The following is a 25,203-nucleotide window of genomic DNA, read 5'->3' on the forward strand; positions in this document are numbered from 1 at the left end:
CTGATGGTGACGCGAAAATGCGCGCACGTCTCCGGACACCCCGCGCCGCCTGCCGGGCGACGCCGGATGCCGCGGGTACCGTCGCACCATGGCCACGAGCACCCGGTCGTCGAGTTCGCGCGCCCGCGCGCGCCCCTCGTCGAGCCGCGGCGGCGCCAAGTCCGCGAGCACCACGGCGCAGAACACGAAGTCCGCCCCGACCAAGCGCTACCCGAAGGGCAAGCAGCCGGTCTTCGTCGACGACCGCCCCGGCCTGCTGAGCGGCGCCTGGCTCGGCCTGGCCCACATCGTCGGGGGAGGGGCGCGGGTCTTCGGCCGCGAGACGCTCGCCAAGGAGGAGCGCCGCGACGGCTTCCCGATGTTCCTCGTCGTGCTCGCGATCGCCGGCGCCGTCGTGGAGTGGTTCAACCCGGCCTCCGACATCGCGCAGGCGCTCGACGCCTACACCTTCGGGGGACTGCTCGGCCGGGTCGCCTTCGGACTGCCGGTCATCATGCTGATCTTCGCCGTGTGGCTGTTCCGGCATCCGTCGAGCGTCCATGACAACACCCGCATCGGGATCGGGCTCGGCATCCTGATCGCGTGCGTCAGCGCCTTCTGCCACGTCTTCAGCGACCACCCGCAGCCGTCGGCCGGCATGCCGGCCCTCGCCCACGCGGGGGGCGTCGTCGGGTGGGTGTTCGGCCAGCCCTTCGTCGCGCTCGGCGCGGCCTGGCTCGCGGTGCCCATCGTCGGCGCGTTCGGCGTGCTCTCGCTCTTCATCATCACCAAGACCCCGCCGAACCGCACCGGCGACCGGCTGCGGGAGGCCTACGCGTACCTGTTCGGCGCCCAGCTCCCCGAGCGCGCGCCGACGACTCCGGATGCCGGCACGACCGGCGAGCAGGAGTTCGGCTCCCTCACCGACCTGGGTCTCGAACTCGACGACCCCGCCTCGATGCCGTGGTGGCGTCGCGGCAAGAAGCCCGCCGAGCCCGCCTTCGACTCCGCGCTCGAGCACGCCACCGAGATCACCGAGGTGGTCGCGCACCGCCCGCACGATGACGCCGACCTCCTGGCCGAGCTGACCAAGGCCGAGGACGCCGTGCGCCGCTTCACCGGCGAGTCGCCGGTCGTGCCGCCGACCGGCCTGCGCGACGACGGGCCGGTGGCGCTCTTCGACGCCGGGGGCGAGGTCCCGGTCTCCCAGGCCGCGACTCCCACGGCACCGACGAAGCGCCCCTACCGGCTGCCCGCCGCGTCGATCCTCGAGGCCGGCACCCCGCCGAAGGCGCGCACGCCCGCGAACGACGAGGCGATCGCGTCGATCACGAGCGTGCTCACGCAGTTCGGTGTGGATGCGAAGGTCACCGGGTTCTCGCGCGGCCCGTCGGTCACGCGGTACGAGATCGAGCTCGGGCACGGCGTCAAGGTGGAGCGGGTCACGGCCCTCGCCAAGAATCTCGCGTACGCGGTCGCGTCGAACGAGGTGCAGATCCTCTCGCCGATCCCGGGCAAGAGCGCGATCGGCATCGAGATCCCCAACAAGGACCGCGAGATCGTGTCGCTCGGCGACGTGCTGCGCTCGCCCGCGGCGTCGCGCAGCACGCATCCGCTCACGATCGGGCTCGGCAAGGACGTCGAAGGCGGCTTCGTCGTCGCGAACATGGCGAAGATGCCGCACCTGCTGGTCGCGGGCGCCACCGGCTCCGGCAAGTCGAGCTTCATCAACTCGATGATCACGAGCGTTCTGATGCGCGCGAAGCCCGCCGAGGTGCGCATGGTGCTCGTCGACCCCAAGCGCGTCGAGCTGGCCGCCTACCAGGGCGTGCCGCACCTCATCACGCCCATCATCACGAACCCCAAGAAGGCCGCCGAAGCGCTGCAGTGGGTCGTGAAGGAGATGGACATGCGGTACGACGACCTCGCGTCGTTCGGCTTCCGCCACATCGACGACTTCAACCGCGCGGTGCTCGCGAACGAGATCGTGCTGCCGCAGGGCTCCGAGCGCAGGCTGGCGCCCTACCCCTATCTGCTGGTCGTCGTCGACGAGCTCGCCGACCTCATGATGGTCGCCCCGCGCGACGTCGAGGACTCGATCGTGCGCATCACGCAGCTGGCGCGTGCCTCCGGCATCCACCTGGTGCTGGCCACCCAGCGGCCGTCGGTGGATGTGGTGACCGGCCTCATCAAGGCCAACGTGCCGTCGCGGCTGGCCTTCGCCGTGTCGAGCATGACCGACAGCCGCGTGATCCTCGACCAGGCGGGCGCCGAGAAGCTCATCGGGCAGGGCGACGGGCTCTTCCTGCCGATGGGCGCCTCGAAGTCGATCCGCGTGCAGGGCGCGTGGGTCACCGAGGACGAGATCCACGCGGTCGTCAAGCACGTCACCGCGCAGGCGCGGCCCGAGTACCGCAACGACGTCGAGGCCGTGGCCGAGAAGCGCGACATCGACGCCGACATCGGCGACGACCTCGAGCTGCTGCTGCAGGCCGCCGAGCTCGTGGTCAACACGCAGTTCGGCTCGACCTCGATGCTGCAGCGCAAGCTGCGCGTCGGCTTCGCCAAGGCGGGCCGCCTCATGGACCTGCTCGAGTCGCGCGAGATCGTCGGCCCGTCGGAGGGCTCGAAGGCGCGCGACGTGCTGGTGGCACCGGAGCAGCTGCCCGCGGTGCTCGGCGCGCTGCGGGGCGACGTTCCCACGGCGACGGCGCCCGGCGACCCCGTGGAGGCCCAGTTCGACGGTTATCCTGTGGAGGAGGGGCCCTCGGACGAGGATGCCTGGGGGCTGACCGGCAGGGAGTAGGGCATGGCGTTGTCGCCGGAACCGGACCCCGGCTCCGACCCCGACCCGGCGCGCGGCCCCCGGCCGAACCCCATGCGGGGACGCGTCACGTCGCGCGGCGAGAGCCCCGCGAGCTGGGGCAACATCGCGAACATCATCACGGTGATCCGCATCCTGCTCGCCCCCGTCTTCATCTGGCTGCTGCTCGCGGACGCCGCCCACGACGGCTGGCTGCGCTGGGTGGCGGCCGCGCTGTTCATCGTGGCGATCCTCACCGACTCGGTCGACGGCATCCTGGCCCGCGACCGCAACCTCGTAACCGACGCCGGCAAGATCCTCGACCCGATCGCCGACAAGGTGCTCGTGGGCGGCGCGCTCGTCGCCCTCTCGATCCTCGGCGAGGTCTGGTGGTGGGTCACGATCGTGATCCTCGTGCGGGAGGTCGGGATCACCGTCTTCCGCTTCGTCGTGATCCGCGACATGGTCATCCCGGCCGGCATCCTCGGCAAGATCAAGACCTGGGTGCAGTCGATCGCCATCGCGCTCGCGCTCGTGCCGTTGGATCGCCTCGTCGGCGTCGGATACCTGTGGCTGGTGTGGATCCTGCTCGGTGCGGCGCTCGTGCTGACCGTCGTGAGCGGCGCGGAGTACCTGTGGCAGTACGCGCGCGTCGTGCGCGCCCGTCGGTGACGTGACGCCGGTGAGCGTCGCCCGCGAGGTCGTCGAGCTGCTCGCCGGGCGTGGGCAGAGCATCGCCGTCGCGGAGTCGCTGACCGGGGGGCTGCTCGTGGCCGAGCTGGTGTCGGTGCCGGGCGCCTCGGCGGTCGTGCGCGGAGGCGTCGTCGCCTACGCGACGCCGCTCAAGCACGCGCTGCTGGGTGTCGACGCCGCGCTGCTCGCCGAGCGCGGGGCGGTGGATGCCGGGGTCGCCCGCCAGATGGCCGCGGGGGTGCGGGAGCGGCTCGCGATCGACGGTGCGGCGGCGGACGTGGGCCTCGCGACGACGGGCGTCGCCGGACCGGATCCGCAGGACGGGCATCCGGTCGGCGAGGTCTGGCTGGGTCTCGCGCTCGGCACGGAGGTGCACGCCCGGCGGCTGCATCTCACCGGCGATCGGGCGGTCATCCGGACCGCCACCGTCGCGGCGTCGCTGTCGTGGCTGCTCGATACCCTGCGGTCCGGGCGCGCGGAATAGCGCCGATGTCGATCTCGTTACAGATCGTGTCGTCACAGGGGCTCCGCAGGCCGCACGACTTAGAGTTCGTGTACCGGATGGCGTAAGGTGGCCAACCCGGTCGAAGCGACAGAAGGAGGGCACACCATGGTTCTGGTCCGACAGGAGATCGGCGACGTCCTCCGTGATTTCCGACTGCAGAAGGCCATGACCTTGCGTCAGGTGGCCGGCAGGGCGAGCGTCGCGCTCGGGTATCTGAGCGAGGTCGAGCGCGGTCAGAAGGAGGCCAGCTCCGAGATCCTCGCATCGGTGGCCGATGCGCTCGACACCCCGATCTCGGTCATCATGCGCGAGGTGGGCGACCGTCTCGCCGTGGTTGAAGGCGTCAGCACCGTCCCGGACGTGCTGCCCGACGAGCTCATGGCCGAGTTCGACGCGGATCTCGCGGTCCGCTAGGTCTTTCGAAGCATCCGAGTGCCCCGGCCCGCGCGGCCGGGGCACTCGTGTGTGCATGAGGATGGGTGCGATGAAGCTCACCGAGTTCCGCCGAGCGGTCGACGACGAGTTCGGCCGGATGGCCCCCGTGCTGCTGCGCGACACGGTCGTGGTCGCCCTCGGCAACCGGACCGCGGACGAGGCGCTGGCCGCGGGCGTGCCGGCACGCGACGTGTGGCTCGCGCTGTGCCGCGCCGAGGGCGTGCCGCCGGCGCGATGGTACGGGGCCGGGCGACCGGATCCGCGGGACGCCTGAGACACGGGCGGCGACACGCCGGATCGCCGACCTCTCGAAGATCTGTTCGACTCGGCGTAGTCTCCTTCACAGCGTTCTTCGAACGCGAGTTGTGAGCCGTTCCGCCTGTCGATTCGACGCGATGTCGGACCCCGGGCGTAGCGTCCACGACGAAAGCCCTGCCGGGAGAGCTCGGACCCTGCTTCATCGGTCCGGTCAGGAACGGCAGCCGATGGGCCGCAGCACACGACGCAGAAGGAGACCGCAATGCCCTCACCCCAGGATCGCGAGAAGGCCCTCGAGACCGCCCTCGCCCAGATCGACCGTCAGTTCGGCAAGGGCACGGTGATGCGCCTGGGCTCCGACGAGCGGGCGCCGGTCGCCATCATCCCCACCGGCTCCATCGCCCTGGATGTCGCCCTCGGCATCGGCGGCCTGCCCCGCGGCCGCATCGTGGAGATCTACGGCCCGGAGTCGTCGGGCAAGACGACGCTCACGCTGCACGCCATCGCCAACGCGCAGAAGGGCGGCGGCATCGCGGCCTTCATCGACGCGGAGCACGCGCTCGACCCGGAGTACGCCAAGAAGCTCGGCGTCGACATCGACGCGCTTCTCGTGTCGCAGCCCGACACGGGGGAGCAGGCGCTCGAGATCGCCGACATGCTGGTGCGCTCCGGCTCGATCGACCTCATCGTCGTCGACTCGGTCGCGGCACTCGTGCCGAAGGCCGAGATCGAGGGCGAGATGGGCGACAGCCACGTCGGCCTCCAGGCCCGTCTCATGTCGCAGGCGCTGCGCAAGCTCACCGGCGGCCTCAACCAGACGCAGACCACGATGATCTTCATCAACCAGCTGCGCGAGAAGATCGGCGTGTTCTTCGGCAGCCCCGAGACGACCTCGGGCGGCAAGGCGCTCAAGTTCTACGCATCGGTGCGCCTCGACATCCGCCGGATCGAGACCCTCAAGGACGGCACGGACGCGGTCGGGAACCGCACGCGCGTGAAGGTCGTCAAGAACAAGATGGCGCCGCCGTTCAAGCAGGCCGAGTTCGACATCCTGTACGGCATCGGCATCTCGCGGGAGGGCAGCCTCATCGACTACGGCGTCGAGCACGAGATCGTGCGCAAGTCGGGCGCCTGGTACACCTACGACGGCGATCAGCTCGGGCAGGGCAAGGAGAACGCGCGCACGTTCCTCCTCGAGAACCCGGATGTCGCGGCCGAGATCGAGCGGAAGATCCTGGTCAAGCTCGGCATCGGCGCGGCGGGCGCGGCCGCGGAGGGCCCCTCGAACGTCGAGTCGCTCGAGGAGAAGCTCGCGGCCCGCAAGGCCGTCGGCGAGTAGTCATGGAGCGCTCCGGCGACGGGATCGCGCCCGTCACATATCTGCCCGGCGTGCAGCCGCCGCCGGAGCGCACCACCCGAGCCGCCGCGCCGGTCCGGCCGGCCCCGGTGCCGGCGCGGCTCGCCCTGCACGACGAGCCCGCCCCCGACGTCGCGGCGGCCGTGGATGCGACCCGCGCGCACAACGTGTCGCTGCACGCGCTGGCCAGGCGCGGCATGTCGAAGCGCGAGATCGAGCGCACCCTCCGCTCGCGCGAGCTGAGCGAGGAGAGCATCACCGCCGAGATCGAGCGGCTCGAGGCGTCGGGGCTCATCGACGACATGGCGCTCGCGCAGAACCTCGTCGGCATCCTCCAGGAGCGCAAGGGCTATGGCCGGTCGGCCGTCGCGGCGGAGCTCACCCGTCGGCTGCTCGCCCCGGCGGCGATCGAGTACGCCCTCGAGCTGATCGAGACGGGCGACGAGCTGGCCCGGGCCCGGGAGATCGCGGTGAAGCGCGCGGGGCAGCTGCGCGGCTACGACCGCGAGACCGCCGTCCGCCGGCTGAGCGGCTATCTCATGCGCCGCGGCTACAGCGGCAGCACCCTGCGCGCCGCGGTCGACGCGGCGCTGCCGAGCACCCCCGCGTCGCGCGTGCGGTTCCAGTAGCACGAGACCGGGAGGTGCGAGAACGTAGACTTCTCGCACCATGAGCGACGTCACCGCGCAGCCGCGCACCTACGAGGTGCGCACCTTCGGGTGCCAGATGAACGTGCACGACTCCGAGCGGCTCTCGGGCTCGCTGGAGGCGGCCGGGTACGTGCGCGCCGTGGGTGCACCCGCCGACATCGTCGTGATCAACACCTGCGCCGTACGTGAGAACGCCGACAACAAGCTCTACGGCACGCTGGGCCACCTCGCCTCGACCAAGCGCGAGCATGAGGGCATGCAGATCGCCGTCGGCGGCTGCCTCGCCCAGAAGGACAAGGGCGTCATCCTCCAGAAGGCGCCCTGGGTCGACGTCGTCTTCGGCACGCATAACATGGGGTCCCTTCCGACCCTGCTGGAGCGCGCACGGCACAACGAGGAGGCGCAGCTCGAGATCCTCGAGGCCCTCGAGGTCTTCCCCTCGACGCTGCCGACCCGGCGGGAGTCCGTGGCGAGCGGCTGGGTGTCGATCTCGGTCGGCTGCAACAACACCTGCACCTTCTGCATCGTCCCGTCGCTGCGGGGCAAGGAGCGCGACCGTCGGCCGGGCGACATCCTGTCGGAGATCCGGATGCTGGTCGACGACGGCGCGATCGAGGTCACGCTGCTGGGCCAGAACGTGAACTCCTACGGCGTCGAGTTCGGAGACCGCCTCGCGTTCGGCAAGCTGCTGCGGGCGACGGGCGAGATCGAAGGGCTCGAGCGCGTCCGGTTCACAAGCCCGCACCCGGCGGCGTTCACCGACGACGTCATCGAGGCGATGGCCGAGACGCCCAACGTCATGCCGCAGCTGCACATGCCGCTGCAGTCCGGCTCCGACCGGATCCTGCGTGCGATGCGCCGCTCGTACCGCTCGGAACGGTTCCTGCGCATCCTCGACGGAGTGCGTGAGCGCATCCCGCACGCGGCGATCTCGACCGACATCATCGTCGGATTCCCCGGTGAGACCGAGGAGGACTTCGACGAGACGCTTCGCGTCGTCGAGCAGGCCCGTTTCGCCTCCGCCTTCACCTTCCAGTACTCGATCCGTCCGGGAACGCCGGCCGCGACCATGGACGACCAGGTGCCGAAGGAGGTCGTGCAGGAGCGCTACGAGCGCCTCACGGCGTTGCAGGAGCGCATCTCGGGCGACGAGGCGCAGCAGCTGGTCGGCACCGCGATCGAGGTGCTCGTCGCTCCGAACGAGGGTCGACGCGACGGCGTCACCGCTCGCATCTCGGGCCGCGCGGAGGACAACCGCCTCGTCCACGTCGACCTCCCGGCCGGCAACGAGCAGCCGCGTCCGGGCGATGTGGTGAGCGCGGTCGTCACACGAGCGGCCCCGCACTTCCTCATCGCCGGCCCCGCCGGCGACCGCCTCCCCGTTCGCCGCACATGCGCGGGCGATGCGTGGGATCGTGCGCAGGCGCTCGCGCTCGATCCGCACGCCGGGTCCGACCACGGTCACGGTCACGGCGCACCGGCCGGCCCCGTGTCGATCGGGCTGCCCGCCCTGCGGGTCGGCGCACCCCAGCCGTGAGCCCACGCCGCTCTCGGCCGTGAACCTGATCGCCATCGTCGGCGCGACCGGCACCGGCAAGTCGGCGCTGTCGCTCGACCTCGCCGAGCGCCTGAGGGTGGAGGGCACGCCGGCCGAGATCGTCAACGGCGACGCCATGCAGCTGTACCGCGGCATGGACATCGGCACGGCGAAGGTTCCGCCGGGCGAGCGACGCGGCATCCCGCACCACCTGCTCGACGTGCTGGACCCCGTCGAGGAGGCGAGCGTCGCCGACTATCAGCCGCGGGCGCGCGCGGCCATCGAGCGGATCGTCGCCGGCGGCGCGGTGCCGATCCTGGTCGGCGGCAGCGGCCTGTACCTCTCGAGCGTGGTCTACGACTTCCGCTTCCCCGGGACCGACGCCGTGCTGCGCGGGAGGCTCGAGGCGGAGCTCGCCGAGCGCGGTCCGGGGGCCCTGCACGAGCGGTTGCGGGATGCCGACGCGGCCGCCGCCGCCGCGATCGGCCCGCACAACGGGCGCCGGCTCGTGCGCGCGCTCGAGGTGATCGAGCTCACGGGAGCCCCCTTCGGCTCCGGCCTGCCCGGGGAGGCCGCCCTCTGGCGCCCCACCGTCACCATCGGGCTGCGCACGGAACGGGCGACGCTCGTCGAGCGGCTCGACCGTCGCGTGGAGGGCATGTGGCGCGACGGCCTGCTCGACGAGGTCGCTCGCCTGCGGCCCGCGGGCCTCGGCACCACGGCGAGCCGGGCAATCGGCTATGCGCAGGCGCTCGAGCAGCTCGACGGCGCCCTCACCGAACGGGACGCCGTGGCGCAGACCGCCGCCCTGACCCGCCGCTACGCCCGGCGCCAGGTCTCCTGGTTCGGCCGCTACGCCGGCACGGTCTGGCTCGACGCCGACGATCCGGGGCGCGTCGACGCGGCGCTGGCCGCGGTGCGGTCCGCGTCGGCCGGCCCGCGCCGCCCGCTAGCCTGAGTCCATGACCGTGCTGCCGTTCGTCAAGGGCCACGGGACCGGCAACGACTTCGTGCTGTTCTCGGATCCCGACGGCAGCATCGAGCTCGACGCCGACCGCATCGCCGACATGGCGGACCGGCACTTCGGGATCGGCGCCGACGGCCTCATCCGCGCCGTCCGGTCCGCGAACCTTCCCGAGGGTGCCGAGGCGCTGCGGGAGGACCCGGACGCGGAGTGGTTCATGGATTACCACAACGCCGACGGCAGCCCCGCGGAGATGTGCGGAAACGGCATCCGGGTCTACGTGACCTTCCTCATCGACCAGAAGCTGCTCGAGCTGCCGGTCGGCGAGACCGTGAAGATCGGCACGCGAGGCGGCGTTCATGCCGTGACGCGGCACTCGGAGGCGTACACCGTCGACCTCGGGCCGTTCGTCGTGCTCGACTCCGAGGCCACCGTCTCGGCGCGCGACCTCGACGTGCCGCGCCCCGGCCTGCCGGTCGGCGTCGGCAACCCGCACGTCGTGGTCGCCGTCGCCGACGACGACGAGCTCGACGGGATCGACCTCGCCGAGGCGCCGAAGGTGCAGCCGGAACCGCCGGACGGCGCGAACGTCGAGTTCGTCGTGCCGGGAGACCCGCTCGTGGTCGGCGGGGTCGGCCGCATCCGGATGCGCGTGCATGAGCGCGGCGTCGGCGAGACGCTGTCGTGCGGTACCGGTGTCGCAGCGTCGGCCATCGCGGTGCGGCACTGGGCGGGCGAGAACGCGCCGGATCGCTGGACGGTCGAGGTGCCGGGCGGCGACCTCGGCGTCGAGATCGCCGACGGGCACGTGCTGCTGACGGGGCCGGCGGCGCTGACCTACCGCGGCACCTACGAGATCTAGACGGTCGAGATCTAGACGGTCGAGATCTAGACGGTCGAGATCTACACGGCGGCGACGTCGGGGTCGGTCATGATCCGCGCGAGCGTCGTGCGTCCCAGGTCGGCCATCACCGGATTGGTCTGGCGGTAGTACCAGACGAGGCCCATCGCCTGCTGGAACGCCCAGGCTGCCCCGCGCGCCCACTCCGGCTCGCTGGAGGCCAGGGTGCGGCGCACCCGACCCCGGGCCGGACGGTCGAGCATGTGCCACACCACGACGAGATCCAGCGCCGGGTCGGCGGCGCCGAACGCGCCCGCGTCGAGCACGCCCGACAGTCGCTCTTTCTCGACCAGCAGATTGCCCGGGTGCAGGTCGCCGTGCGCCATGACATCCGCGCCGGCGGCGGGCAGCACGCGCAGCGCGCTCCAGCGCGTGCGCAGCGCGGGCACGTCGAACAACCCCTCGCTCTCGCGGAAGCATCGTCGCATCCACTCGTCGTGATCGGGCAGCGAGCCGCCCCGCCCGCCGCCCGAGAAGGTCCGTCCGCGCGTCGGCGCGGCGCGCAGGGCGAGCAGGAGCGCCGCGAGGTCGTCGGCGAAGGCCCCCGATCCGGCGAGGGCGGTGGGCGTCGTCGTCGAGCCCGGCAGCCACTCGTGGATCGCCCAGGGCAGCGGAAACCGGTCGCCGGGTCGCCCGATCGCGACGGGCCGCGGCACCGGCACCGGGACGATCCCCGCGAGCTCCTCGAGGGCCGCGGCCTCGCGCGCCAGCTCGGCACGCACGGCGTCGGGGTTGCCCGCGCGCAGCCGCAGCCGGGCGGCGAACCGGTCGCCGAGGCGGAAGATCGCGTTGACGGTGGCACCGCTGTCGACCGGCGTGATCGGCAGGCCGGCCCACTGCGGGAACTGCTCGGCGATCAGCCGTCGCACGAGCTCCGCGTCGACCGGGAGCTGGTCGTCGTGCATCATGCGGGTCTCACTTCGGGACGACGGTGATCGCCTCGGTGAAGCCGGTGCGGCGCCGGCAGCGCAGCACGCGGTAGCCCTTGCTGGTCGCGGCGCGCAGGAACGAGTAGTCGGCCGGGAACTCCGCCTGCATCCAGCGCTGCAGCGAGTCCGATCCGAGGTTGCGCTGCACGACCAGCCAGGCATCGGCTCCCACGTCGAGCCGCGGGAGCCAGTGCAGCAGCATCGCGTGCAGTTCGTTCTTGCCGACCCGGATGGGGGGATTCGACCAGATGGTCATGAACCGGACGTCGGCCGGGACCTCGTCGGGCAGGCAGGCCGTGACGTTGTCCAGACCGAGGGATGCCGCGTTGCGGCGCACGAGGTCCAGCGCGCGCTCGTTGACATCCACCGCCCACACGCGCGAGTGCGGCGATTCCATCGCGAGCGTCAGGGTGACCGGGCCCCAGCCGCAGCCGAGGTCGAGCAGGTCGCCGCCGGGCGGCGGTGCCGGCACGCTGCCGAGCAGCACCTGCGTGCCGGTGTCGACGCGCTCCGGGCTGAAGACGCCGTTGGCCGTCGTGACGATCACCTCGCGACCGGCCAGTCGGACCGGGAGCGGACGGAATCCGGGGGCGCCGGCGGGCGTCGCGGAGAAGTAGTGCTCCGCGGGGACCATGCCAGACAACGTACCGAGAACTAGGCTGAACGACCATATGACCGACGACGACCGCATCCTCGACCGCGTGCTGGCCACGGAGGGTTCACGGGCAGCCGTGCGCCGCTTCGAGGGCCGCGCCGCCGCCCTCCAGGAGGAGGACGGCTCCTTCGCGCTGCCCGACGCCGACGGCGAGCAGCTCGACCGGGAGGAGCGCGCCGCGCTGCGTCGGGTCGGCGGTCTCGGGACGGAGCTCCAGGACGTCACCGAGGTCGAGTACCGGCAGCTCCGTCTCGAGAACGTCGTGCTCATCGGCGTCTATGCCGGCTCGTCGCTCGAGGAGGCCGAGAACTCCCTGCGCGAGCTCGCCGCCCTCGCCGAGACGGCGGGCGCCGTCGTGCTCGACGGCCTGCTGCAGCGCCGACCGCACCCGGACCCCTCGACCTACCTCGGCCGCGGCAAGGTCGAGGAACTCGCCGGCATCGTCGCGGCGCTCGGGGCGGACACCGTCGTGGCCGACACCGAACTGGCCCCGAGCCAGCGGCGCGCGCTCGAAGACGCTGTGAAGGTCAAGGTCATCGACCGCACGGCCGTGATCCTCGACATCTTCAGCCAGCACGCCAAGAGCCGCGAGGGCAAGGCCCAGGTCGAGCTCGCGCAGCTCGAGTACCTGCTGCCGCGACTGCGCGGCTGGGGCGAGTCGATGTCGCGCCAGGCGGGCGGCCAGGCGGCGGGCGGGCAGGGCATGGGCTCCCGCGGCCCCGGTGAGACGAAGATCGAGCTGGACCGGCGCCGCATCCACACCCGGATGGCGAGGCTGCGTCGGCAGATCAAGGGCTTCGCGCCCGCGCGCGAGGCCAAGCGCGCCACCCGCGACCGCAACGAGGTGCCCTCGGTCGCGATCGCGGGCTACACCAACGCCGGCAAGTCGAGCCTGCTGAACCGCCTGACCCGCGCCGGCGTGCTCGTCGAGAACGCGCTGTTCGCGACCCTCGACCCCACCGTGCGTCGTGCCCGCACCCCCGACGGCCGCGAGTTCACGATCGCCGACACGGTCGGGTTCGTGCGCAACCTCCCGCATCAGCTCGTCGAGGCGTTCCGGTCGACGCTGGAGGAGGTCGGCGACTCGGACGTGATCGTGCACGTCGTCGACGGCGCCCATCCCGATCCGGGGGCGCAGCTGGCGACGGTGCGCGACGTCATCGGTGACGTCGGGGCGCGCGACCTGCCCGAGATCGTCGTCTTCAACAAGGCGGACCTCGTCGACGCCGACACCCGGCTGCTGCTGCGCGGGCTCGAGCCCGACGCGCTCTTCGTGAGCGCCCGCACGGGGGAGGGCGTCGACGAGCTCGTCGCCCGGATCGCCGACCTGCTGCCCCAGCCGGATGTCGCCCTCGACATCGTCGTGCCCTACGACCGCGGCGACCTCGTCGCGCTGGCCCACCGCACCACGCGGGTGCTCGACACGAGCTACGACGAGGGCGGCACCCGCCTGCAGCTGCTCGCCACCCGCCGGGCGGCGGAGCAGCTGCAGAGCGCGCTCGAGACCCCGCTTCCTGAGCGGGTCGAGTAGCCGCCGCCCCGCTCCCTCACCACTCCTGGGCGACGCGGTGGGTCTCGAGGATGCCGGGCACCGATCCGTCGGGCGCGCGGCCGATCCCGCACTCGGTGCCCACGCCGAAGTCGCTCACGAACGCGGAAGCGGCCGCCGCGCGGCGCTGCGCCCCCTCCGCGCCGTCCTCCCGGTGCACGAGCCCGAGATAGAGCTCGGTGCCGGGCTCCGTCTGCAGCCCCGCGAGCGGCGCGAAGTACGCCTCGTCGTCGCGCTCGATCGGGACCGGGAGGTGGATCCACGTGATGGGCCGCGGCGACACCTCACGCAGCAGGTTCGCGTATCGCACGAGGTTCGCGGTGTCCTTCGGCTCCACGAAGTGCTTCTCGCCGGCGTCCCCGTAACACAGGTGGAAGCCGAGCTCCACGTCCTCCGGCACCGCCGACGCCTGTCGGCGCGCGCGCTCCGCAAGGCCCTCCCAGAGGTCCTCGAAGGGCGCGCGGAAGGTCGCGCCGTAGTCGGTCCCGTAGTCGGCCGACTCGATCAGCCCGAACTCCACTGCGGTGTCCCACTGGATCGCCAGATCCTCGTGCGGGATGGAGCTCAGGATCTCGTCGAGCTCGGCGTACAGCGCACGCTCGTAGAGGGGCTCGAACGCGGCCCGGTCCTCCTCCCGCACGAGTGCGACCACGACGGCGAGCGGCGTCGGCAGCGACACCTGGAAGCGGATGCCGGCCGGGATGACGCCCTGCTCCCGCAGCGCCGCGAACGTGCCGTAGGACTCGAGAGCCGCGCGCGCGTAGTCGAGCTTCGGCAGCACGACGCGCGCCGGGTCCACCCCGTCGGCGAAACGCAGCGGGCGCAGGTCGAGGTTGCGCAGCAGCACGGGCTCGTCGCCGACGCGTTCGATGCCGTCGGCGCCACCGATCAGGTCGGCCTGGAAGACGATCCAGTGGAATCGGTCTCCGGTCTCGCCGTCGGGCACCCGCCGCAGGCGGCGGCCGAGGGTGTCGGCGGCGGCACGGAAGGTGCTCTCGGTGTCGGGAAGGTTGACGCTGCCGACGAGCAGTGCACCCTGCACGGTCATGAGGTTCTCGCTCTCCGGGAGCCGCGGGGGCGACTCCCCATCATCGATGGTGGAATCGCAGGCGGTGCTCCGTCGCCGGATGGCGGTGAACCGGAGCGCGAGGCCTCGCATGTGCGCTGCGAACGGCTCCACTGTACGAAGGCCGTCCGGGGGCGCCAAGCGGATGACGCCCCGTGACGCGGCTGGAGAGCCCGGTGCCGAGTGGTCGCCCAGCCACCGCGCGTAGCCTGCGACGATGCGGCTGGCGGTGCACGAGAGCGGGGCCGGATCGCGCACGGCGCTGCTCATCCACGGGCTGATGTCGGATCATCGCGCCTGGCACCGCGTGAGCGCGGACCTCGAGGGGCGCGGCTTCCACATCATCGCGGTCGACCTCGCCGGCCACGGCGGCAGCCCGCGCGCCCGCCGTTACACGCTCGCCGCCTGGGCGGCCGACGTGCTGGAGACGGTGGCGCCCCTGCTGAACGGGGCGCCCGACCTCGTCATGGGGCATTCGCTCGGCGGACTGGTCGCGAGCCGGGTCGCCGAGACCCTCCGCCCGCGGGCCGCCGTGTACGTCGATCCCGCCTTCGGATTCCCGGGAGGAGCCCGCGGTGTGCTCCTCAAACTGCTGTTCGCGCTCTCGCCGCGACCGCGGCGCCCCTCGCTCGTGCGGATGAACCCGAAATGGGACGCGGTCGACGTCGAGATCGAACTGGCGACGCTCGCCGATTGGGACAAGCGCACGATCCTGGGCCTCGCGGACACCCGCGCTCTCACGCCGCCGGCCCTCGTGACCGGGCCGAGCCTCGTGGTGCTGGCGGAGAAGAGCTGGCTCGTCTCGGACGCCGTGGCCGAACTCCTGCACACGCGCGGGATGACCGTGCGCAGGATCGCCGGCACCGGTCACACGGTGTTCCGCGACGAGCACCGGCGCTTCATGGCGCTCGTGCAGGCCTGGCTCGACCGCGTCGCGCCCGCCGGAGCGCGCGGTTAGACGGAGCGCAGAACCGCCACGACCTTGCCGAGCACCTGCGCCTCATCGCCCAGGATCGGCTCGAATGCGCTGTTGCGCGGCAGCAGCCAGGTGTGCCCGTCGCGCTGACGGAACACCTTGACCGTGGCTTCGCCCTCGAGCATCGCCGCGACGATCTCGCCGTTCTCGGCGTCGCCCTGTTCGCGCACCACGACCCAGTCCCCGTCGCAGATCGCGGCGTCGATCATCGACTCGCCCACGACCTTCAGCATGAACAGCTCGCCCTTGCCCACGAGCTGCCGGGGGAGGGGGAAGACCTCCTCGACCTGCTGGTCGGCGGTGATCGGCACACCGGCGGCGATCCGGCCGACGAGCGGCACCATCGCGGCGTCGGCGACGGAGGGCGACGACTCGTTGCCGTCGCTCGACGGGAGGTCGATGAGCACCTCCAGGGCGCGCGGCCGGTTGGGGTCGCGGCGCAGGTACCCGCTCAGCTCGAGCTGGGTCAGCTGGTGCGCCACGCTCGACAGCGATGAGAGCCCGACGGCGTCGCCGATCTCGCGCATGCTCGGCGGATAGCCGCGGGTCACCTTGGACCGCTGGATGGCATCCAGGATCGCCAGCTGCTTCTCGCTCAGGCTCGTGCGCCGGCGTGTGCCGCCTGCGCGCTCCTCGGTGTCGCTCACCCGGGCCTCCCGATGTCGGTGGTCGCTGATCTGATCGTGCCAGCGATCGAAACTGTATCCGCCTCAGGCCCTCTCGACAAACATCCGTTCGAGTGTGTCGGCGGATTCGGACGGAAATCCGCTGGGGAGGGTTGAACACATGTTCGATCGAAGGTATGTTCGGAATACGACTTCGAGACCGGAGGAGCACACCATGAGCGCGATCACCTGGAACAGCATCCCCGCGGCACCCGCCGGGTCGCGGGGCCGGCTGCACATCACCCGCCGCGGCCGTGCCGTGCTCACCGCGGCCGTCGCCCTTCCGCTCGCCGCCGCCGCGGTCTTCGGCGGCATCGGGGCGGTCGGTGCGACCGCGACCGACACGCAGGCCTCCGCGACCTTCAGCTACGTGACCGTGGCACCGGGGGAGTCGCTCTGGCAGCTCGCGCAGCAGATCGCGCCGAACGCCGACCCGCGCGACGTCGTCGAGGCGATCACGAATCTGAACGCCCTCTCGTCCGGGGTCGTCCAGCCCGGACAGCGGCTCGCGATCCCGGCCCAGTACGCCCCCGCGCGGTAGCCGGCGGAGGGGGCCGGGGCGTCCGGAGCCCCGCCTAAACTGGCGCCGTGGCCTCGCTCTCCGATCTTCCGATCCGCGACGACCTGCGGGGGCAGTCGCCCTACGGCGCTCCGCAGAAGCACGTGCGGGTGCAGCTGAACGTCAACGAGAACAGCCATCCGATCCCCGAGGCGGTCGCTCGCGACATCGTCGAGAGCCTCGCCGCGGCGGTCCTCACCCTGAACCGCTACCCCGACCGCGAGTTCACGGTGCTGCGCGAGGGCCTCGCGGCCTACCTCGGTCACGGCATCGGGACGGAGCAGGTCTGGGCGGCGAACGGCTCGAACGAGATCATCCAGCAGCTCCTGCAGGCGTTCGGCGGACCGGGACGCCGCGTGCTCGCCTTCCCGCCCACCTACTCGATGCACGGGATCATCACCCGCGGCACCGGCACGACCTGGCTGACGGCGGAACGCGACCCCGGATACGAGCTGTCGGCCGAGACCGTGGTCGCGGCGATCGAGGCGCACCGCCCCGATCTCGTCTTCCTCTGCGCGCCGAACAACCCCACGGGCACGCCGGTCGCGCTCGACGTGATCGAGGCCGCCTACGAGGCGAGCGACGGCATGGTGTTCGTCGATGAGGCCTACGCCGAGTTCATGCCGGCGCACGCCCCGAGCGCGATCACGCTGCTGCCCGACCGGCACCGCCTGGTCGTGTCGCGCACCATGAGCAAGGCCTTCGCCTTCGCGGGCGCCCGTGTCGGCTACCTCGCCGCCGACCCGGCGGTCGTCGATGCGCTGCGCCTCGTGCGGCTGCCGTATCACCTGTCCGCGCTGACCCAGGCGGCGGCCATCGCGGCACTGCGGCATGCGCCCGAGATGCTCGCGACGGTCGACGACATCCGCGCCCAGCGCGATCGGCTCGTCTCGGAGTTGCCCGTGCTCGGCTACCGCGCCTACGAGAGCTGGGCGAACTTCGTGCTCTTCGACGGGCTCGACGATCCGCACGCGACCTTCGAGGCGCTGCTGGAGCGGGACATCATCATCCGCGACGTCGGCCTCCCCGGCGCCCTGCGGGTCACCGCCGGCACGGAGCAGGAGACGACGCTGTTCCTGGAGGCCCTCGCCGCGCTGGCCCCGCGCGGTGCCCGCTAACGTTGAGCGCATGAGCGGGCTGGAATCCCCGGGCGGGGCGCGCGTCGCGCAGCTGACCCGCGAGACGAGCGAGTCGAGCATCGACCTCGCCCTGGACCTCGACGGCAGCGGGCGCGCCGACATCCGCACCACCGTCCCCTTCTTCGACCACCTGCTCACCGCGTTCGCCAGGCACGCCGTCGTCGACCTCACCGTGCGCGCCCAGGGCGACACCGAGATCGACGTGCACCACACCGTGGAGGACACCGGCATCGTGCTCGGCACGGCGATCCGCCGGGCGCTCGGCGACAAGATCGGGATCGCGCGGTTCGGCGACGCGCTGGTGCCGCTCGACGAGGCGCTCGCCCAGGCCGTCGTCGACGTGTCGGGCCGCCCCTATCTCGCGCACGGCGGCGAGCCGGCCGGGTTCGAGTTCCACCTGATCGGCGGCCACTTCACCGGCTCGATGGTGCGGCACGTCTTCGAGGCGATCACCATCAACGCCGGGCTCACCGTGCACCTCAGTGTGCTCGCGGGCCGCGACCCGCACCACATCGCGGAGGCGGAGTTCAAGGCGTTCGCGCGCGCGTTCCGGCAGGCCGTGGCGATCGACCCGCGGGTGGACGGCATCCCGTCGACCAAGGGCGCGCTGTGACCACGGCCCGCCCGTCCGTGGTCGTCTTCGACTACGGATTCGGCAACGTGCACTCGGCCGCCAAGGCCCTCGAGGAGGCCGGCGCCGACGTCGAACTGACCGCCGACCGCACCCGCGCCGTGGAGGCCGACGGTCTCGTCGTGCCGGGCGTCGGCGCCTTCGCGGCGGTCGTCGAGGGCTTGCGGCGCGCGCACGGCGACGAGGTCGTCGACCGCCGGCTCGCCGGTGGACGCGCGGTGCTCGGCATCTGCGTGGGCATGCAGGTGCTGTTCTCCGGCGGCGTCGAGGGCGGCACCGAGACCGAGGGGCTCGGCGAGTGGCCCGGCATCGTGGAGCGCCTCGACGCGCCCGTCCTGCCGCACATGGGCTGGAACACGGTCGAGGCGCCGGGCGACTCCGTCCTGTTCGCGGGCGTCGGCGACGAGCGCTTCTACTTCGTGCACTCCTATGCGATGCGGGCGTGGACTCTCGAGCCCTACGGCCGGTTCGCGGCGCCGAAGATCACCTGGGCCGAGCACGGCGAGCGCTTCGTCGCCGCGGCCGAGAACGGACCGCTGTCGGCGACCCAGTTCCACCCCGAGAAGTCCGGCGAGGCCGGCATCCGGCTGCTGCGCAACTGGCTCGGATCCCTGTGAGGAGCAGCCTGTGACCGACCCGACCGCCGACCGCCTCATCCTGTTGCCGGCGGTGGATGTCGCCGACGGCCAGGCCGTGCGCCTCACGCAGGGCGAGGCCGGCAGCGAGACGGGCTACGGCGACCCGCGGGAGGCCGCGGCGGCCTGGACCGAGCAGGGCGCCGAGTGGATCCACCTCGTCGACCTCGACGCCGCGTTCGGTCGCGGCGACAACCGGAGCATCATCCGCGAGGTCATCGCGGGCCTGCCGTCGCACGTGCAGGTGGAGCTGTCGGGCGGCATCCGCGACGACGACTCGCTGCACGCGGCGCTCGCCACCGGCTGCGCCCGCATCAACCTCGGCACGGCCGCCCTCGAGCAGCCCGAGTGGGCCGCGCGGGCCATCGCGAACCACGGCGAGCAGATCGCCGTCGGCCTGGACGTGCGCGGCACGACCCTCGCCGCGCGCGGCTGGACCCGCGAGGGCGGAGACCTCTGGGAGGTGCTCGCCCGGCTCGAGGATGCCGGCTGCGCGCGCTACGTCGTGACCGACGTGACCAAGGACGGCACGCTGCAGGGCCCCAACCTCGAGCTGCTGCGCAGGGTCACGCAGCGCACGACGCGGCCGGTCGTCGCCTCCGGGGGCATCTCGAGCCTCGACGACATCGTGGCGCTGCGCGCGCTCGTGCCGGAGGGCGTCGAGGGCGCGATCGTCGGCAAGGCGCTCTACGCGGGCGCGTTCACGCTCACCGAGGCGCTGGATGCCGCCGGAATCTGATCCGCGCGGTGGAGCTATGAGCGAAGGCCATTTCTGGCCTTCGCCGCGACCCCAGCGCCGAGGCCCGTCCCGGGCGTCGGGTCGTCACGAGGACTCGGCCGGCATCCCGTTCACCGGCCGGCGCTTCCACGACAACGCCGGCGCCGGCGACGACGGCACCGCGCCGCCGCGGGTGCTCGAGGCGATCCGGCGGTTCCGGATGCGTGAGGTCGGCGCCCCGGAGGTCGTCGCGGCCGTGCACAGCGCGCGGCTCCTCGTGCCGCTGGTCGCGGTGCGCGGCGACGAGGGCGTGGGCGCACGGGGCCGGCTCGTCGACAAGACCCAGGAGCTGTCGATCGTCACCGTGGAGGGGCCGGACGGCCGTTCGGTGCTGCCCGGCTTCACCTCGGTCGCGGCGATGCAGGCCTGGGACGCCTCGGCGCGCCCCATCCCGATCGACGCTCCGCGCGTCGCGCTCGCCGCCGCCTCCGAGGGCACGCCGCTCATCGTGATCGATCCCGGCTCCGCGACCGAGTTCGCGGTGCGGCGGCCCGCCCTGCGCCCGCTCGCGACGGGCGAGCCGTGGACGCCGTCGTTCGAGGACCCGGACGTGCTCGCCGCGTTCCAGGCGTCGGCCGCCGGTCGTGACGAGCTCCTCGGGGTCGCCGTCGGCGCGGGCGACCCCGACGCCCGCCTGCTGGGGCCGGAGCTCCTCGTGCTGCTGACGCTGCGCCCGGGCCTCGGCGAGGAGGAGCTCGCGGTGCTCGTGGGCGAGCTGCAGCGGCGCTGGTCCGCCCATCCGGTCATCGCCGAACGGGTCGACTCGATCGGCGTGCGGGTGCAGGCGGGGTGAGGGGCGCTAGCTGACCGGCCCGGTCCACTTCTCGCCGGGACCCTTGCCGATCGGGTCGGGAACCGGGGAGGCCTCGCGGAAGGCGAGCTGCACCGAGCGCAGGCCGTCGCGCAGCGCCCGGGCGTGGTGATCGCCGACGTGCGGGGCCGACGCGGTGACGAGGCCGGCGAGGGCGTCGATGAGCTTGCGCGCCTCGTCGAGGTCGAGCTGGGACGCCGCATCCGGATCGTCGGCGAGCCCGCACTTGACGGCCGCGGCGCTCAGCAGGTGGACGGCGACCGTGTTGATGACCTCGACCGCCGGGACCTCCGCGATGTCGCGGATCTCGGGTTCGACGTCCAACTCTTCGGCCACGGCATCCCTCTGCTATCCTTGTGCGGGCTCCGGCGTGTCCGGAGCTGACGGCTGCACCAGCTGCAGCCATCACAGCGAAAGTGGAGAGATCCCACCCGTCGGCCGCATCACCAGGCTAGCCGGGTCGAAGCACCCTCCGCCGCGTGTCAGAGACGGCACCGGTCGACAGGGGGTGGTGGCGCCAAGGCGCGCCGGATTCGCTCTCCTTTCGCGCGACGAACATCGACGAAAGGACATCGCATCAGCGATCCCAGGACGAACGACCGGATCCGCGTGCCGCAGGTGCGTCTGGTCGGACCCAACGGCGAGCAGGTCGGAGTGGTCCGCATCGAGGACGCGCTCAAGCTGGCCCAGGAGGCCGACATGGACCTGGTCGAGGTTGCCCCGAACTCCGCACCGCCCGTGGTGAAGATCATGGACTACGGCAAGTTCAAGTACGAGCAGGCCCAGAAGACCAAGGAAGCGCGGCGCAACCAGGCGAACACGATCCTCAAGGAGGTTCGGTTCCGCCTCAAGATCGACAAGCACGACTACGAGACGAAGCGCAAGCGCGCCGAGGGCTTCCTCCAGGCAGGCGACAAGGTCAAGGCGATGATCCTGTTCCGCGGTCGCGAGCAGTCCCGGCCGGAGCAGGGCTACCGACTGCTGCAGCGGTTCGCGGAGGACGTCGCGGAGTGGGGCTCGGTCGAGTCCAATCCCGTGCAGGACGGTCGCAACATGGTCATGGTCATCGGCCCGCTGAAGAACAAGGCCGACGCGAAGGCCGAGCAGAACGCGAAGCGCGATGCGGCGCGAGCCCGCAACAACCCCGCTCCGGCGGCAGAACCCGCAGCTGCGGAGAAGAACGAGGAAGAAAGTGCCTAAGCAGAAGACCCACTCGGGTGCCAAGAAGCGGTTCCGGATCACCGGCTCCGGCAAGGTCGTGAAGCAGGGCGCGGGCATGCGCCACCACCTCGAGTACAAGTCGTCGCGGGTCACCCGCCGGCAGAACCAGGACGTCGTGCTGCCCACGCAGGACGCCAAGGTCATCAAGAAGCTCCTGGGCAAGTAAGCCCGGACCGGACAAGGAAACAGACTCATGGCACGTGTCAAGAGAGCGGTCAACGCCGCCAAGAAGCGCCGCACCACGCTCGAGCGCGCCGAGGGCTACCGCGGGCAGCGGTCGCGCCTCTACCGCAAGGCCAAGGAGCAGGTCACCCACTCGCTCACCTACGCCTTCCGCGACCGTCGCGCGAAGAAGGGTGAGTTCCGTCGCCTGTGGATCCAGCGCATCAACGCCGCCGCCCGCGCGAACGGCATGACCTACAACCGGCTGATCCAGGGCCTCGGCCTCGCCGGCATCGAGGTCGACCGCCGCATCCTCGCGGAGCTCGCGGTCAACGAGCCGGCCACGTTCACCGGGCTCGTGGAGGCTGCGAAGGCGGCCCTCCCGAAGGACGTCAACTCTGCGAAGGCGTCTGCGTAGCCGGGCCCGCATCACGAACCACGCACAGCGCGGACGCCGTAGGTCGGTGTCCGCGCTGTCGTTGTTGTGCGCGTGCCGGTCCGAGTCGGGCTTCGCGGCGCGCCGGAGCGGGAACGCGCGAGGAGTGAGGATCAACCACGATATGGTCGGCGTCACCACATCCCGATCGGCCGAGGAGGTCACGTGGCGCTCGGATTGAGCATCGCGGTTCTCGTGATCGTGATCGTGATCGTGATCGTGATCGTGATCGTGATCGCGAAGTCGGTCAACACGCGTCGTCATCACGCCGAGAACCTGCAACGGCTGATCGAAGCCGGCGTCGCGGCCGCAGATCAGGCACGGACAGGGACGACACCCGCGTCGCCCGGACCCACCCCCGCCCCGATGGCGCTCGACGCCGACGGGGATCCGAAGGAGAACGACTGATGGCGAAGCCGCACCCCCTGATGTGGACGGGCACGGACATCGTGACCACCCTCGCCCCCGAGGCGATCTGGCTGGCCGCGGCCGAAGCGATCGTCGGCGGCAAGGGCAAGGTGACCCAGACGGCCGACGCGGGGCCTATCCGTGCCTACGACATCAAGGGGTCGGACACGCTCTTCGCGACGAGCCCCGAGCTGTCGTTCGACATCCAGATCTCCGACGAACGTGATGGACGCCGCGCCGTGCGCACGCACATCCTCCGCGCGCTCCTCAAGGACGGCGGCCTCTTCGGCCCCAAGAAGATGCTCGGGCAGAAGGCATACGTGCGCATCGCCCAGGCCCTGGGGGAGCGGATCCGCGCGCAGGATGCCGCGGCGACCGTCTCGATGCGCGACGGCGCGATGCCTGCGGGTTTCGTGCTGGACGGCCTGTCGGCCAAGGTGGCGCCGCCCGCCGCATGAGCCGGCCCGTTCGGACCGCGCGGTGAACCGGTCGAGTAGCCGGCGTCACCGCGATGCCCGATCCGCTTCGTGGTGTCCCTAGACTTTTCCTGTGATCGACAACCCGCGCTCGCCGCGGGTCCGTGCCGTGGCGAAACTCGCCAAGCGCACCGCCCGTGAGGAGACCGGCTACTTCCTGGTGGAGGGGCCGCAGGCCGTCGCCGAGGCGTTCGCCTGCCGTCCCGAGCTGGCGATCGACCTCTTCATCACCCGGAGCGCTCTCGATCGCGGCGACTTCGGCGCCGCGGCGGCGGGCGTCGACGTCGAGCTCGTCACGGATGCGGTGCTCGAGGCGATGGCCGACACCGTCACCCCGCAGGGAGTGGTCGCGGTCTTCGCCCATCTCGACCAGACCGTCGACTCGATGCTCGACCGCCAGCCGAAGCTGCTGGCGATCCTCGACGAGATCCGCGATCCGGGCAACGCCGGCACGATCATCCGCGCGGCGGACGCCACCGGTGCCGACGGGGTCGTGCTCACCGGCCGGCACGTCGATGTCTACAACCCGAAGGTCGTCCGCTCCACGACCGGGTCGGTCTTCCACGTGCCGATCGCGCAGAACGCCGCGCTGGAGGCCACGATCGCCGGGGTGCGCGAGGCCGGCATCCGGGTCGTCGCCGCCGATATCAAGGGCGACCCCCTGCCGGAGGTGCGCGAGCTGCTGCCCGAGCCGACCGCGTGGCTGTTCGGCAACGAGGCGCACGGGCTCTCCGACGAGGCGCTCGAGCTCGCCGATCGCGTCGTGCGACTGCCGATCTACGGGCGCGCCGAATCGTTGAACCTCGCCACGGCCGCCTCGGTCTGCCTGTACGAGAGCGCGTTCGCGCAGCGCGCCTGACGTGCGCATCCTCTGCTCGTTCGCCGGGGGCGCCGGGCATCTGCTGCCGCAGCTGCCGATCCTGACCGCCGCGCGCGATGCCGGACACCGCGTCGACGTCTGCGGACGCGCCCCGGCGGTGCAGGTGCTGCCGCCCGGTCTCGCGGACGAGGTGCGGGTGCGCAATGTCGTGCGCGCGGACGCGGGCGGCACGATCGCGCCGATCGCCGAGACGACCCGCGAGCACGAGCGCGCGGTCATCGGCCGCCACTTCGCCGGCGGAGTGGCGCGCCGCTCGGCCGAGGAGGTCGGGGCGCTGCTCGCCGACCGGCCCGCCGACGTCGTGCTGTGCGACGAGGTGGACTTCGGGGCGCGGCTGGCGGCGGAGCGGGCGGGTGTCCCGTGCGCGGTCGTCGGCGTCATCGCGTCGGGGGCGATCGTGCAGTGCGAGATCGTGGCGGGACCCCTCGCGGCGCTGCGCTCCGAGCTCGGTCTCGACGCCGATCCGGATGCCGCCCGCATCACCGGCGAGCTGTGGCTCTCGCCGTTCCCGCCCGCGTTCCGTGATCCGGCGTTCCCGCTGCCGGAGGGCGCGCTGTCGATCGGCCCGGCGTCGATGTCCGGGTCGGCTCCCGCGCCGGTGGCCGACGACAGCGACCGGCCTCTCGTGTACGCGACGCTCGGCACCGAGTTCAACATCGAATCCGGCGACCTGTTCTCCCGGATCCTCGCGGCCCTCGGACGGCTGCCGATCCGCGCGGTGCTGACCGTCGGCGGCGACCTCGACCCGGCGGGGTTCGACGCCCCGGCCAACGTGCGCGTCGAGCGGTTCCTCGACACGTCGGCGCTGCTGGCGGGGTGCGCGGCGGTGCTCTCGCACGGCGGCTCGGGCACGGTCATGAGCGCGATCGCGCATGCCCTGCCGCAGCTCGTTGTGCCGATGGGTGCCGACCAGCCGTTCACGGCCGACCGGGTCGAGGCGCTCGGGATCGGCCGGCGGGCCGATGCGGTGCGGTCGACGCCGGGGGACCTCGCGGACGCGCTCGCGGTGGTCCTCGCCGACGACGGCCTGCGCGCCCGGGCAAGGGGGCTCCGCGACGCCTGGGCCCGGGAGCCGGGACCAGGGGCCGCGGTGCGGGCGCTGGAGCACCTCGCGTCGGGGCCCGGCGCGCGCCGGTAGGCTGAAT

30 protein-coding genes are annotated in these 25,203 nt (G+C 72.1%); 25 read left to right on the top strand and 5 right to left on the bottom strand.

Annotated elements, in window-relative coordinates; all coding sequences use genetic code 11:
- Window positions 1–88: 88 nt before the first annotated feature.
- The 10 genes from ABD285_RS10200 (at window position 89) to dapF (ending at window position 10,043) form a co-directional block, all read left to right on the top strand.
- Window positions 89–2,785, top strand: a complete 2,697-nt coding sequence (locus ABD285_RS10200) for an FtsK/SpoIIIE family DNA translocase (RefSeq protein WP_344202393.1) — start codon at window positions 89–91, stop codon at window positions 2,783–2,785.
- Between the two features lie 72 nt (window positions 2,786–2,857).
- Window positions 2,858–3,454, top strand: a complete 597-nt coding sequence (gene pgsA, locus ABD285_RS10205) for a CDP-diacylglycerol--glycerol-3-phosphate 3-phosphatidyltransferase (protein ID WP_284255570.1) — start codon at window positions 2,858–2,860, stop codon at window positions 3,452–3,454.
- 10 nt (window positions 3,455–3,464) lie between these two features.
- Window positions 3,465–3,959, top strand: a complete 495-nt coding sequence (locus tag ABD285_RS10210; RefSeq protein ID WP_344202395.1) for a CinA family protein — start codon at window positions 3,465–3,467, stop codon at window positions 3,957–3,959.
- Between the two features lie 126 nt (window positions 3,960–4,085).
- Entirely contained in the window at window positions 4,086–4,394 is a 309-nt protein-coding gene (locus ABD285_RS10215; protein WP_284252406.1) for a helix-turn-helix domain-containing protein, read from the top strand.
- 70 nt (window positions 4,395–4,464) lie between these two features.
- On the top strand, window positions 4,465–4,689 hold the full coding sequence (locus tag ABD285_RS10220) for a DUF3046 domain-containing protein (RefSeq protein WP_284252404.1): 225 nt from the start codon (window positions 4,465–4,467) through the stop codon (window positions 4,687–4,689).
- 246 nt (window positions 4,690–4,935) lie between these two features.
- Window positions 4,936–6,012, top strand: coding sequence for a recombinase RecA (gene recA, locus ABD285_RS10225; RefSeq protein ID WP_284252402.1), 1,077 nt, complete (start codon window positions 4,936–4,938; stop codon window positions 6,010–6,012).
- A gap of 2 nt (window positions 6,013–6,014) precedes the next feature.
- Window positions 6,015–6,659 carry a regulatory protein RecX gene (locus tag ABD285_RS10230; protein WP_344202397.1) on the top strand — a complete coding sequence of 215 codons (645 nt, stop codon included), beginning with the start codon at window positions 6,015–6,017 and terminating at the stop codon, window positions 6,657–6,659.
- A gap of 40 nt (window positions 6,660–6,699) precedes the next feature.
- Window positions 6,700–8,217: a tRNA (N6-isopentenyl adenosine(37)-C2)-methylthiotransferase MiaB gene (gene miaB, locus ABD285_RS10235; RefSeq protein ID WP_284252398.1), complete on the top strand. Its 1,518-nt coding sequence runs from the start codon at window positions 6,700–6,702 to the stop codon at window positions 8,215–8,217.
- 19 nt (window positions 8,218–8,236) lie between these two features.
- A complete protein-coding gene (miaA, locus tag ABD285_RS10240; RefSeq protein ID WP_284252396.1) occupies window positions 8,237–9,175 on the top strand; it encodes a tRNA (adenosine(37)-N6)-dimethylallyltransferase MiaA in 939 nt (312 codons plus the stop codon).
- A gap of 4 nt (window positions 9,176–9,179) precedes the next feature.
- Window positions 9,180–10,043, top strand: a complete 864-nt coding sequence (gene dapF / locus ABD285_RS10245; protein ID WP_284252394.1) for a diaminopimelate epimerase — start codon at window positions 9,180–9,182, stop codon at window positions 10,041–10,043.
- A gap of 41 nt (window positions 10,044–10,084) precedes the next feature.
- Here the strand turns inward: dapF and ABD285_RS10250 are convergent, their stop codons facing one another.
- Both ABD285_RS10250 and ABD285_RS10255 read right to left on the bottom strand, forming a co-directional pair.
- Window positions 10,085–10,990, bottom strand: coding sequence for a phosphotransferase (locus ABD285_RS10250; protein WP_284252392.1), 906 nt, complete (start codon window positions 10,988–10,990; stop codon window positions 10,085–10,087).
- A gap of 7 nt (window positions 10,991–10,997) precedes the next feature.
- On the bottom strand, window positions 10,998–11,645 hold the full coding sequence (locus ABD285_RS10255; protein WP_344202400.1) for a class I SAM-dependent methyltransferase: 648 nt from the start codon (window positions 11,643–11,645) through the stop codon (window positions 10,998–11,000).
- Window positions 11,646–11,682: 37 nt separating this feature from the next.
- On the opposite strand from ABD285_RS10255, the gene hflX reads away from it, so the two are divergent.
- Entirely contained in the window at window positions 11,683–13,197 is a 1,515-nt protein-coding gene (gene hflX, locus ABD285_RS10260; protein ID WP_344202402.1) for a GTPase HflX, read from the top strand.
- A gap of 16 nt (window positions 13,198–13,213) precedes the next feature.
- On the opposite strand, the gene ABD285_RS10265 is transcribed toward hflX, so the two are convergent.
- The gene (locus ABD285_RS10265; RefSeq protein ID WP_344202404.1) at window positions 13,214–14,263 is read right to left on the bottom strand and encodes a hypothetical protein; all 1,050 of its coding nucleotides are present in this window, start codon (window positions 14,261–14,263) and stop codon (window positions 13,214–13,216) included.
- A gap of 235 nt (window positions 14,264–14,498) precedes the next feature.
- On the opposite strand from ABD285_RS10265, the gene ABD285_RS10270 reads away from it, so the two are divergent.
- Window positions 14,499–15,239 (top strand): alpha/beta fold hydrolase, encoded by a 741-nt coding sequence (locus ABD285_RS10270; RefSeq protein ID WP_284252385.1) that lies wholly within the window; start codon window positions 14,499–14,501, stop codon window positions 15,237–15,239.
- Here ABD285_RS10270 and lexA read toward each other — a convergent pair.
- The gene (gene lexA / locus ABD285_RS10275) at window positions 15,236–15,904 is read right to left on the bottom strand and encodes a transcriptional repressor LexA (protein ID WP_344202406.1); all 669 of its coding nucleotides are present in this window, start codon (window positions 15,902–15,904) and stop codon (window positions 15,236–15,238) included. The genes ABD285_RS10270 and lexA overlap by 4 nt on opposite strands.
- A 193-nt stretch (window positions 15,905–16,097) precedes the next feature.
- Between lexA and ABD285_RS10280 the strand changes: the two genes are divergently transcribed.
- Genes ABD285_RS10280 through ABD285_RS10305 form a run of 6 tightly spaced genes read left to right on the top strand, consistent with a single transcriptional unit; the run spans window position 16,098 to window position 20,457 of the window.
- Complete coding sequence (locus ABD285_RS10280; protein WP_284252383.1) at window positions 16,098–16,463, top strand: LysM peptidoglycan-binding domain-containing protein; 366 nt, start codon at window positions 16,098–16,100, stop codon at window positions 16,461–16,463.
- A gap of 47 nt (window positions 16,464–16,510) precedes the next feature.
- A complete protein-coding gene (locus ABD285_RS10285; RefSeq protein WP_284252381.1) occupies window positions 16,511–17,599 on the top strand; it encodes a histidinol-phosphate transaminase in 1,089 nt (362 codons plus the stop codon).
- 10 nt (window positions 17,600–17,609) lie between these two features.
- Window positions 17,610–18,233, top strand: coding sequence for an imidazoleglycerol-phosphate dehydratase HisB (gene hisB / locus ABD285_RS10290; protein ID WP_284252379.1), 624 nt, complete (start codon window positions 17,610–17,612; stop codon window positions 18,231–18,233).
- Window positions 18,230–18,868, top strand: a complete 639-nt coding sequence (gene hisH / locus ABD285_RS10295) for an imidazole glycerol phosphate synthase subunit HisH (protein WP_284252377.1) — start codon at window positions 18,230–18,232, stop codon at window positions 18,866–18,868. Before hisB ends, hisH begins: the two co-directional genes overlap by 4 nt.
- Window positions 18,869–18,878: 10 nt before the next feature.
- Window positions 18,879–19,625, top strand: coding sequence for a bifunctional 1-(5-phosphoribosyl)-5-((5-phosphoribosylamino)methylideneamino)imidazole-4-carboxamide isomerase/phosphoribosylanthranilate isomerase PriA (gene priA / locus ABD285_RS10300; protein ID WP_284252375.1), 747 nt, complete (start codon window positions 18,879–18,881; stop codon window positions 19,623–19,625).
- A 16-nt stretch (window positions 19,626–19,641) separates the two neighbouring features.
- A complete protein-coding gene (locus tag ABD285_RS10305) occupies window positions 19,642–20,457 on the top strand; it encodes an SseB family protein (RefSeq protein WP_284252373.1) in 816 nt (271 codons plus the stop codon).
- Between the two features lie 6 nt (window positions 20,458–20,463).
- On the opposite strand, the gene ABD285_RS10310 is transcribed toward ABD285_RS10305, so the two are convergent.
- Window positions 20,464–20,811 carry a DUF1844 domain-containing protein gene (locus ABD285_RS10310; protein WP_284252372.1) on the bottom strand — a complete coding sequence of 116 codons (348 nt, stop codon included), beginning with the start codon at window positions 20,809–20,811 and terminating at the stop codon, window positions 20,464–20,466.
- A 273-nt stretch (window positions 20,812–21,084) separates the two neighbouring features.
- Between ABD285_RS10310 and infC the strand changes: the two genes are divergently transcribed.
- From infC to ABD285_RS10345, 7 genes are all read left to right on the top strand, one after another.
- Window positions 21,085–21,675, top strand: a complete 591-nt coding sequence (infC, locus tag ABD285_RS10315) for a translation initiation factor IF-3 (RefSeq protein WP_425565006.1) — start codon at window positions 21,085–21,087, stop codon at window positions 21,673–21,675.
- Window positions 21,668–21,862 (top strand): 50S ribosomal protein L35, encoded by a 195-nt coding sequence (rpmI, locus tag ABD285_RS10320; RefSeq protein WP_284252370.1) that lies wholly within the window; start codon window positions 21,668–21,670, stop codon window positions 21,860–21,862. The genes infC and rpmI overlap by 8 nt, the downstream gene beginning before the upstream one ends.
- Before the next feature lie 27 nt (window positions 21,863–21,889).
- Entirely contained in the window at window positions 21,890–22,276 is a 387-nt protein-coding gene (gene rplT, locus ABD285_RS10325; protein ID WP_284252368.1) for a 50S ribosomal protein L20, read from the top strand.
- Window positions 22,277–22,459: 183 nt separating this feature from the next.
- Window positions 22,460–22,702, top strand: a complete 243-nt coding sequence (locus ABD285_RS10330) for a hypothetical protein (protein WP_284252366.1) — start codon at window positions 22,460–22,462, stop codon at window positions 22,700–22,702.
- Window positions 22,702–23,160, top strand: coding sequence for a hypothetical protein (locus tag ABD285_RS10335; RefSeq protein ID WP_344202410.1), 459 nt, complete (start codon window positions 22,702–22,704; stop codon window positions 23,158–23,160). The genes ABD285_RS10330 and ABD285_RS10335 overlap by 1 nt, the downstream gene beginning before the upstream one ends.
- 91 nt (window positions 23,161–23,251) lie before the next feature.
- Window positions 23,252–24,037, top strand: a complete 786-nt coding sequence (locus ABD285_RS10340) for a TrmH family RNA methyltransferase (protein WP_284252362.1) — start codon at window positions 23,252–23,254, stop codon at window positions 24,035–24,037.
- 1 nt (window position 24,038) lies between these two features.
- Window positions 24,039–25,196 (top strand): glycosyltransferase, encoded by a 1,158-nt coding sequence (locus ABD285_RS10345; RefSeq protein ID WP_344202412.1) that lies wholly within the window; start codon window positions 24,039–24,041, stop codon window positions 25,194–25,196.
- Window positions 25,197–25,203: the final 7 nt, after the last annotated feature.

This window comes from Pseudolysinimonas kribbensis (assembly GCF_039531715.1).
Taxonomy (GTDB): domain Bacteria; phylum Actinomycetota; class Actinomycetes; order Actinomycetales; family Microbacteriaceae; genus Pseudolysinimonas; species Pseudolysinimonas kribbensis.

Bases quoted from the DNA above. Each gene is read 5' to 3' on its own strand.
- ABD285_RS10200 (WP_344202393.1), top strand. From the start codon at position 89: ATGGCCACGAGCACCCGGTCGTCGAGTTCGCGCGCCCGCGCGCGCCCC.
- pgsA (WP_284255570.1), top strand. From the start codon at position 2,858: ATGCGGGGACGCGTCACGTCGCGCGGCGAGAGCCCCGCGAGCTGGGGC.
- ABD285_RS10215 (WP_284252406.1), top strand. From the start codon at position 4,086: ATGGTTCTGGTCCGACAGGAGATCGGCGACGTCCTCCGTGATTTCCGA.
- ABD285_RS10220 (WP_284252404.1), top strand. From the start codon at position 4,465: ATGAAGCTCACCGAGTTCCGCCGAGCGGTCGACGACGAGTTCGGCCGG.
- recA (WP_284252402.1), top strand. From the start codon at position 4,936: ATGCCCTCACCCCAGGATCGCGAGAAGGCCCTCGAGACCGCCCTCGCC.
- ABD285_RS10230 (WP_344202397.1), top strand. From the start codon at position 6,015: ATGGAGCGCTCCGGCGACGGGATCGCGCCCGTCACATATCTGCCCGGC.
- miaB (WP_284252398.1), top strand. From the start codon at position 6,700: ATGAGCGACGTCACCGCGCAGCCGCGCACCTACGAGGTGCGCACCTTC.
- dapF (WP_284252394.1), top strand. From the start codon at position 9,180: ATGACCGTGCTGCCGTTCGTCAAGGGCCACGGGACCGGCAACGACTTC.
- ABD285_RS10250 (WP_284252392.1), bottom strand. From the start codon at position 10,990: ATGATGCACGACGACCAGCTCCCGGTCGACGCGGAGCTCGTGCGACGG.
- ABD285_RS10255 (WP_344202400.1), bottom strand. From the start codon at position 11,645: ATGGTCCCCGCGGAGCACTACTTCTCCGCGACGCCCGCCGGCGCCCCC.
- hflX (WP_344202402.1), top strand. From the start codon at position 11,683: ATGACCGACGACGACCGCATCCTCGACCGCGTGCTGGCCACGGAGGGT.
- ABD285_RS10265 (WP_344202404.1), bottom strand. From the start codon at position 14,263: ATGACCGTGCAGGGTGCACTGCTCGTCGGCAGCGTCAACCTTCCCGAC.
- ABD285_RS10270 (WP_284252385.1), top strand. From the start codon at position 14,499: ATGCGGCTGGCGGTGCACGAGAGCGGGGCCGGATCGCGCACGGCGCTG.
- ABD285_RS10280 (WP_284252383.1), top strand. From the start codon at position 16,098: ATGAGCGCGATCACCTGGAACAGCATCCCCGCGGCACCCGCCGGGTCG.
- hisB (WP_284252379.1), top strand. From the start codon at position 17,610: ATGAGCGGGCTGGAATCCCCGGGCGGGGCGCGCGTCGCGCAGCTGACC.
- ABD285_RS10305 (WP_284252373.1), top strand. From the start codon at position 19,642: ATGAGCGAAGGCCATTTCTGGCCTTCGCCGCGACCCCAGCGCCGAGGC.
- rplT (WP_284252368.1), top strand. From the start codon at position 21,890: ATGGCACGTGTCAAGAGAGCGGTCAACGCCGCCAAGAAGCGCCGCACC.
- ABD285_RS10335 (WP_344202410.1), top strand. From the start codon at position 22,702: ATGGCGAAGCCGCACCCCCTGATGTGGACGGGCACGGACATCGTGACC.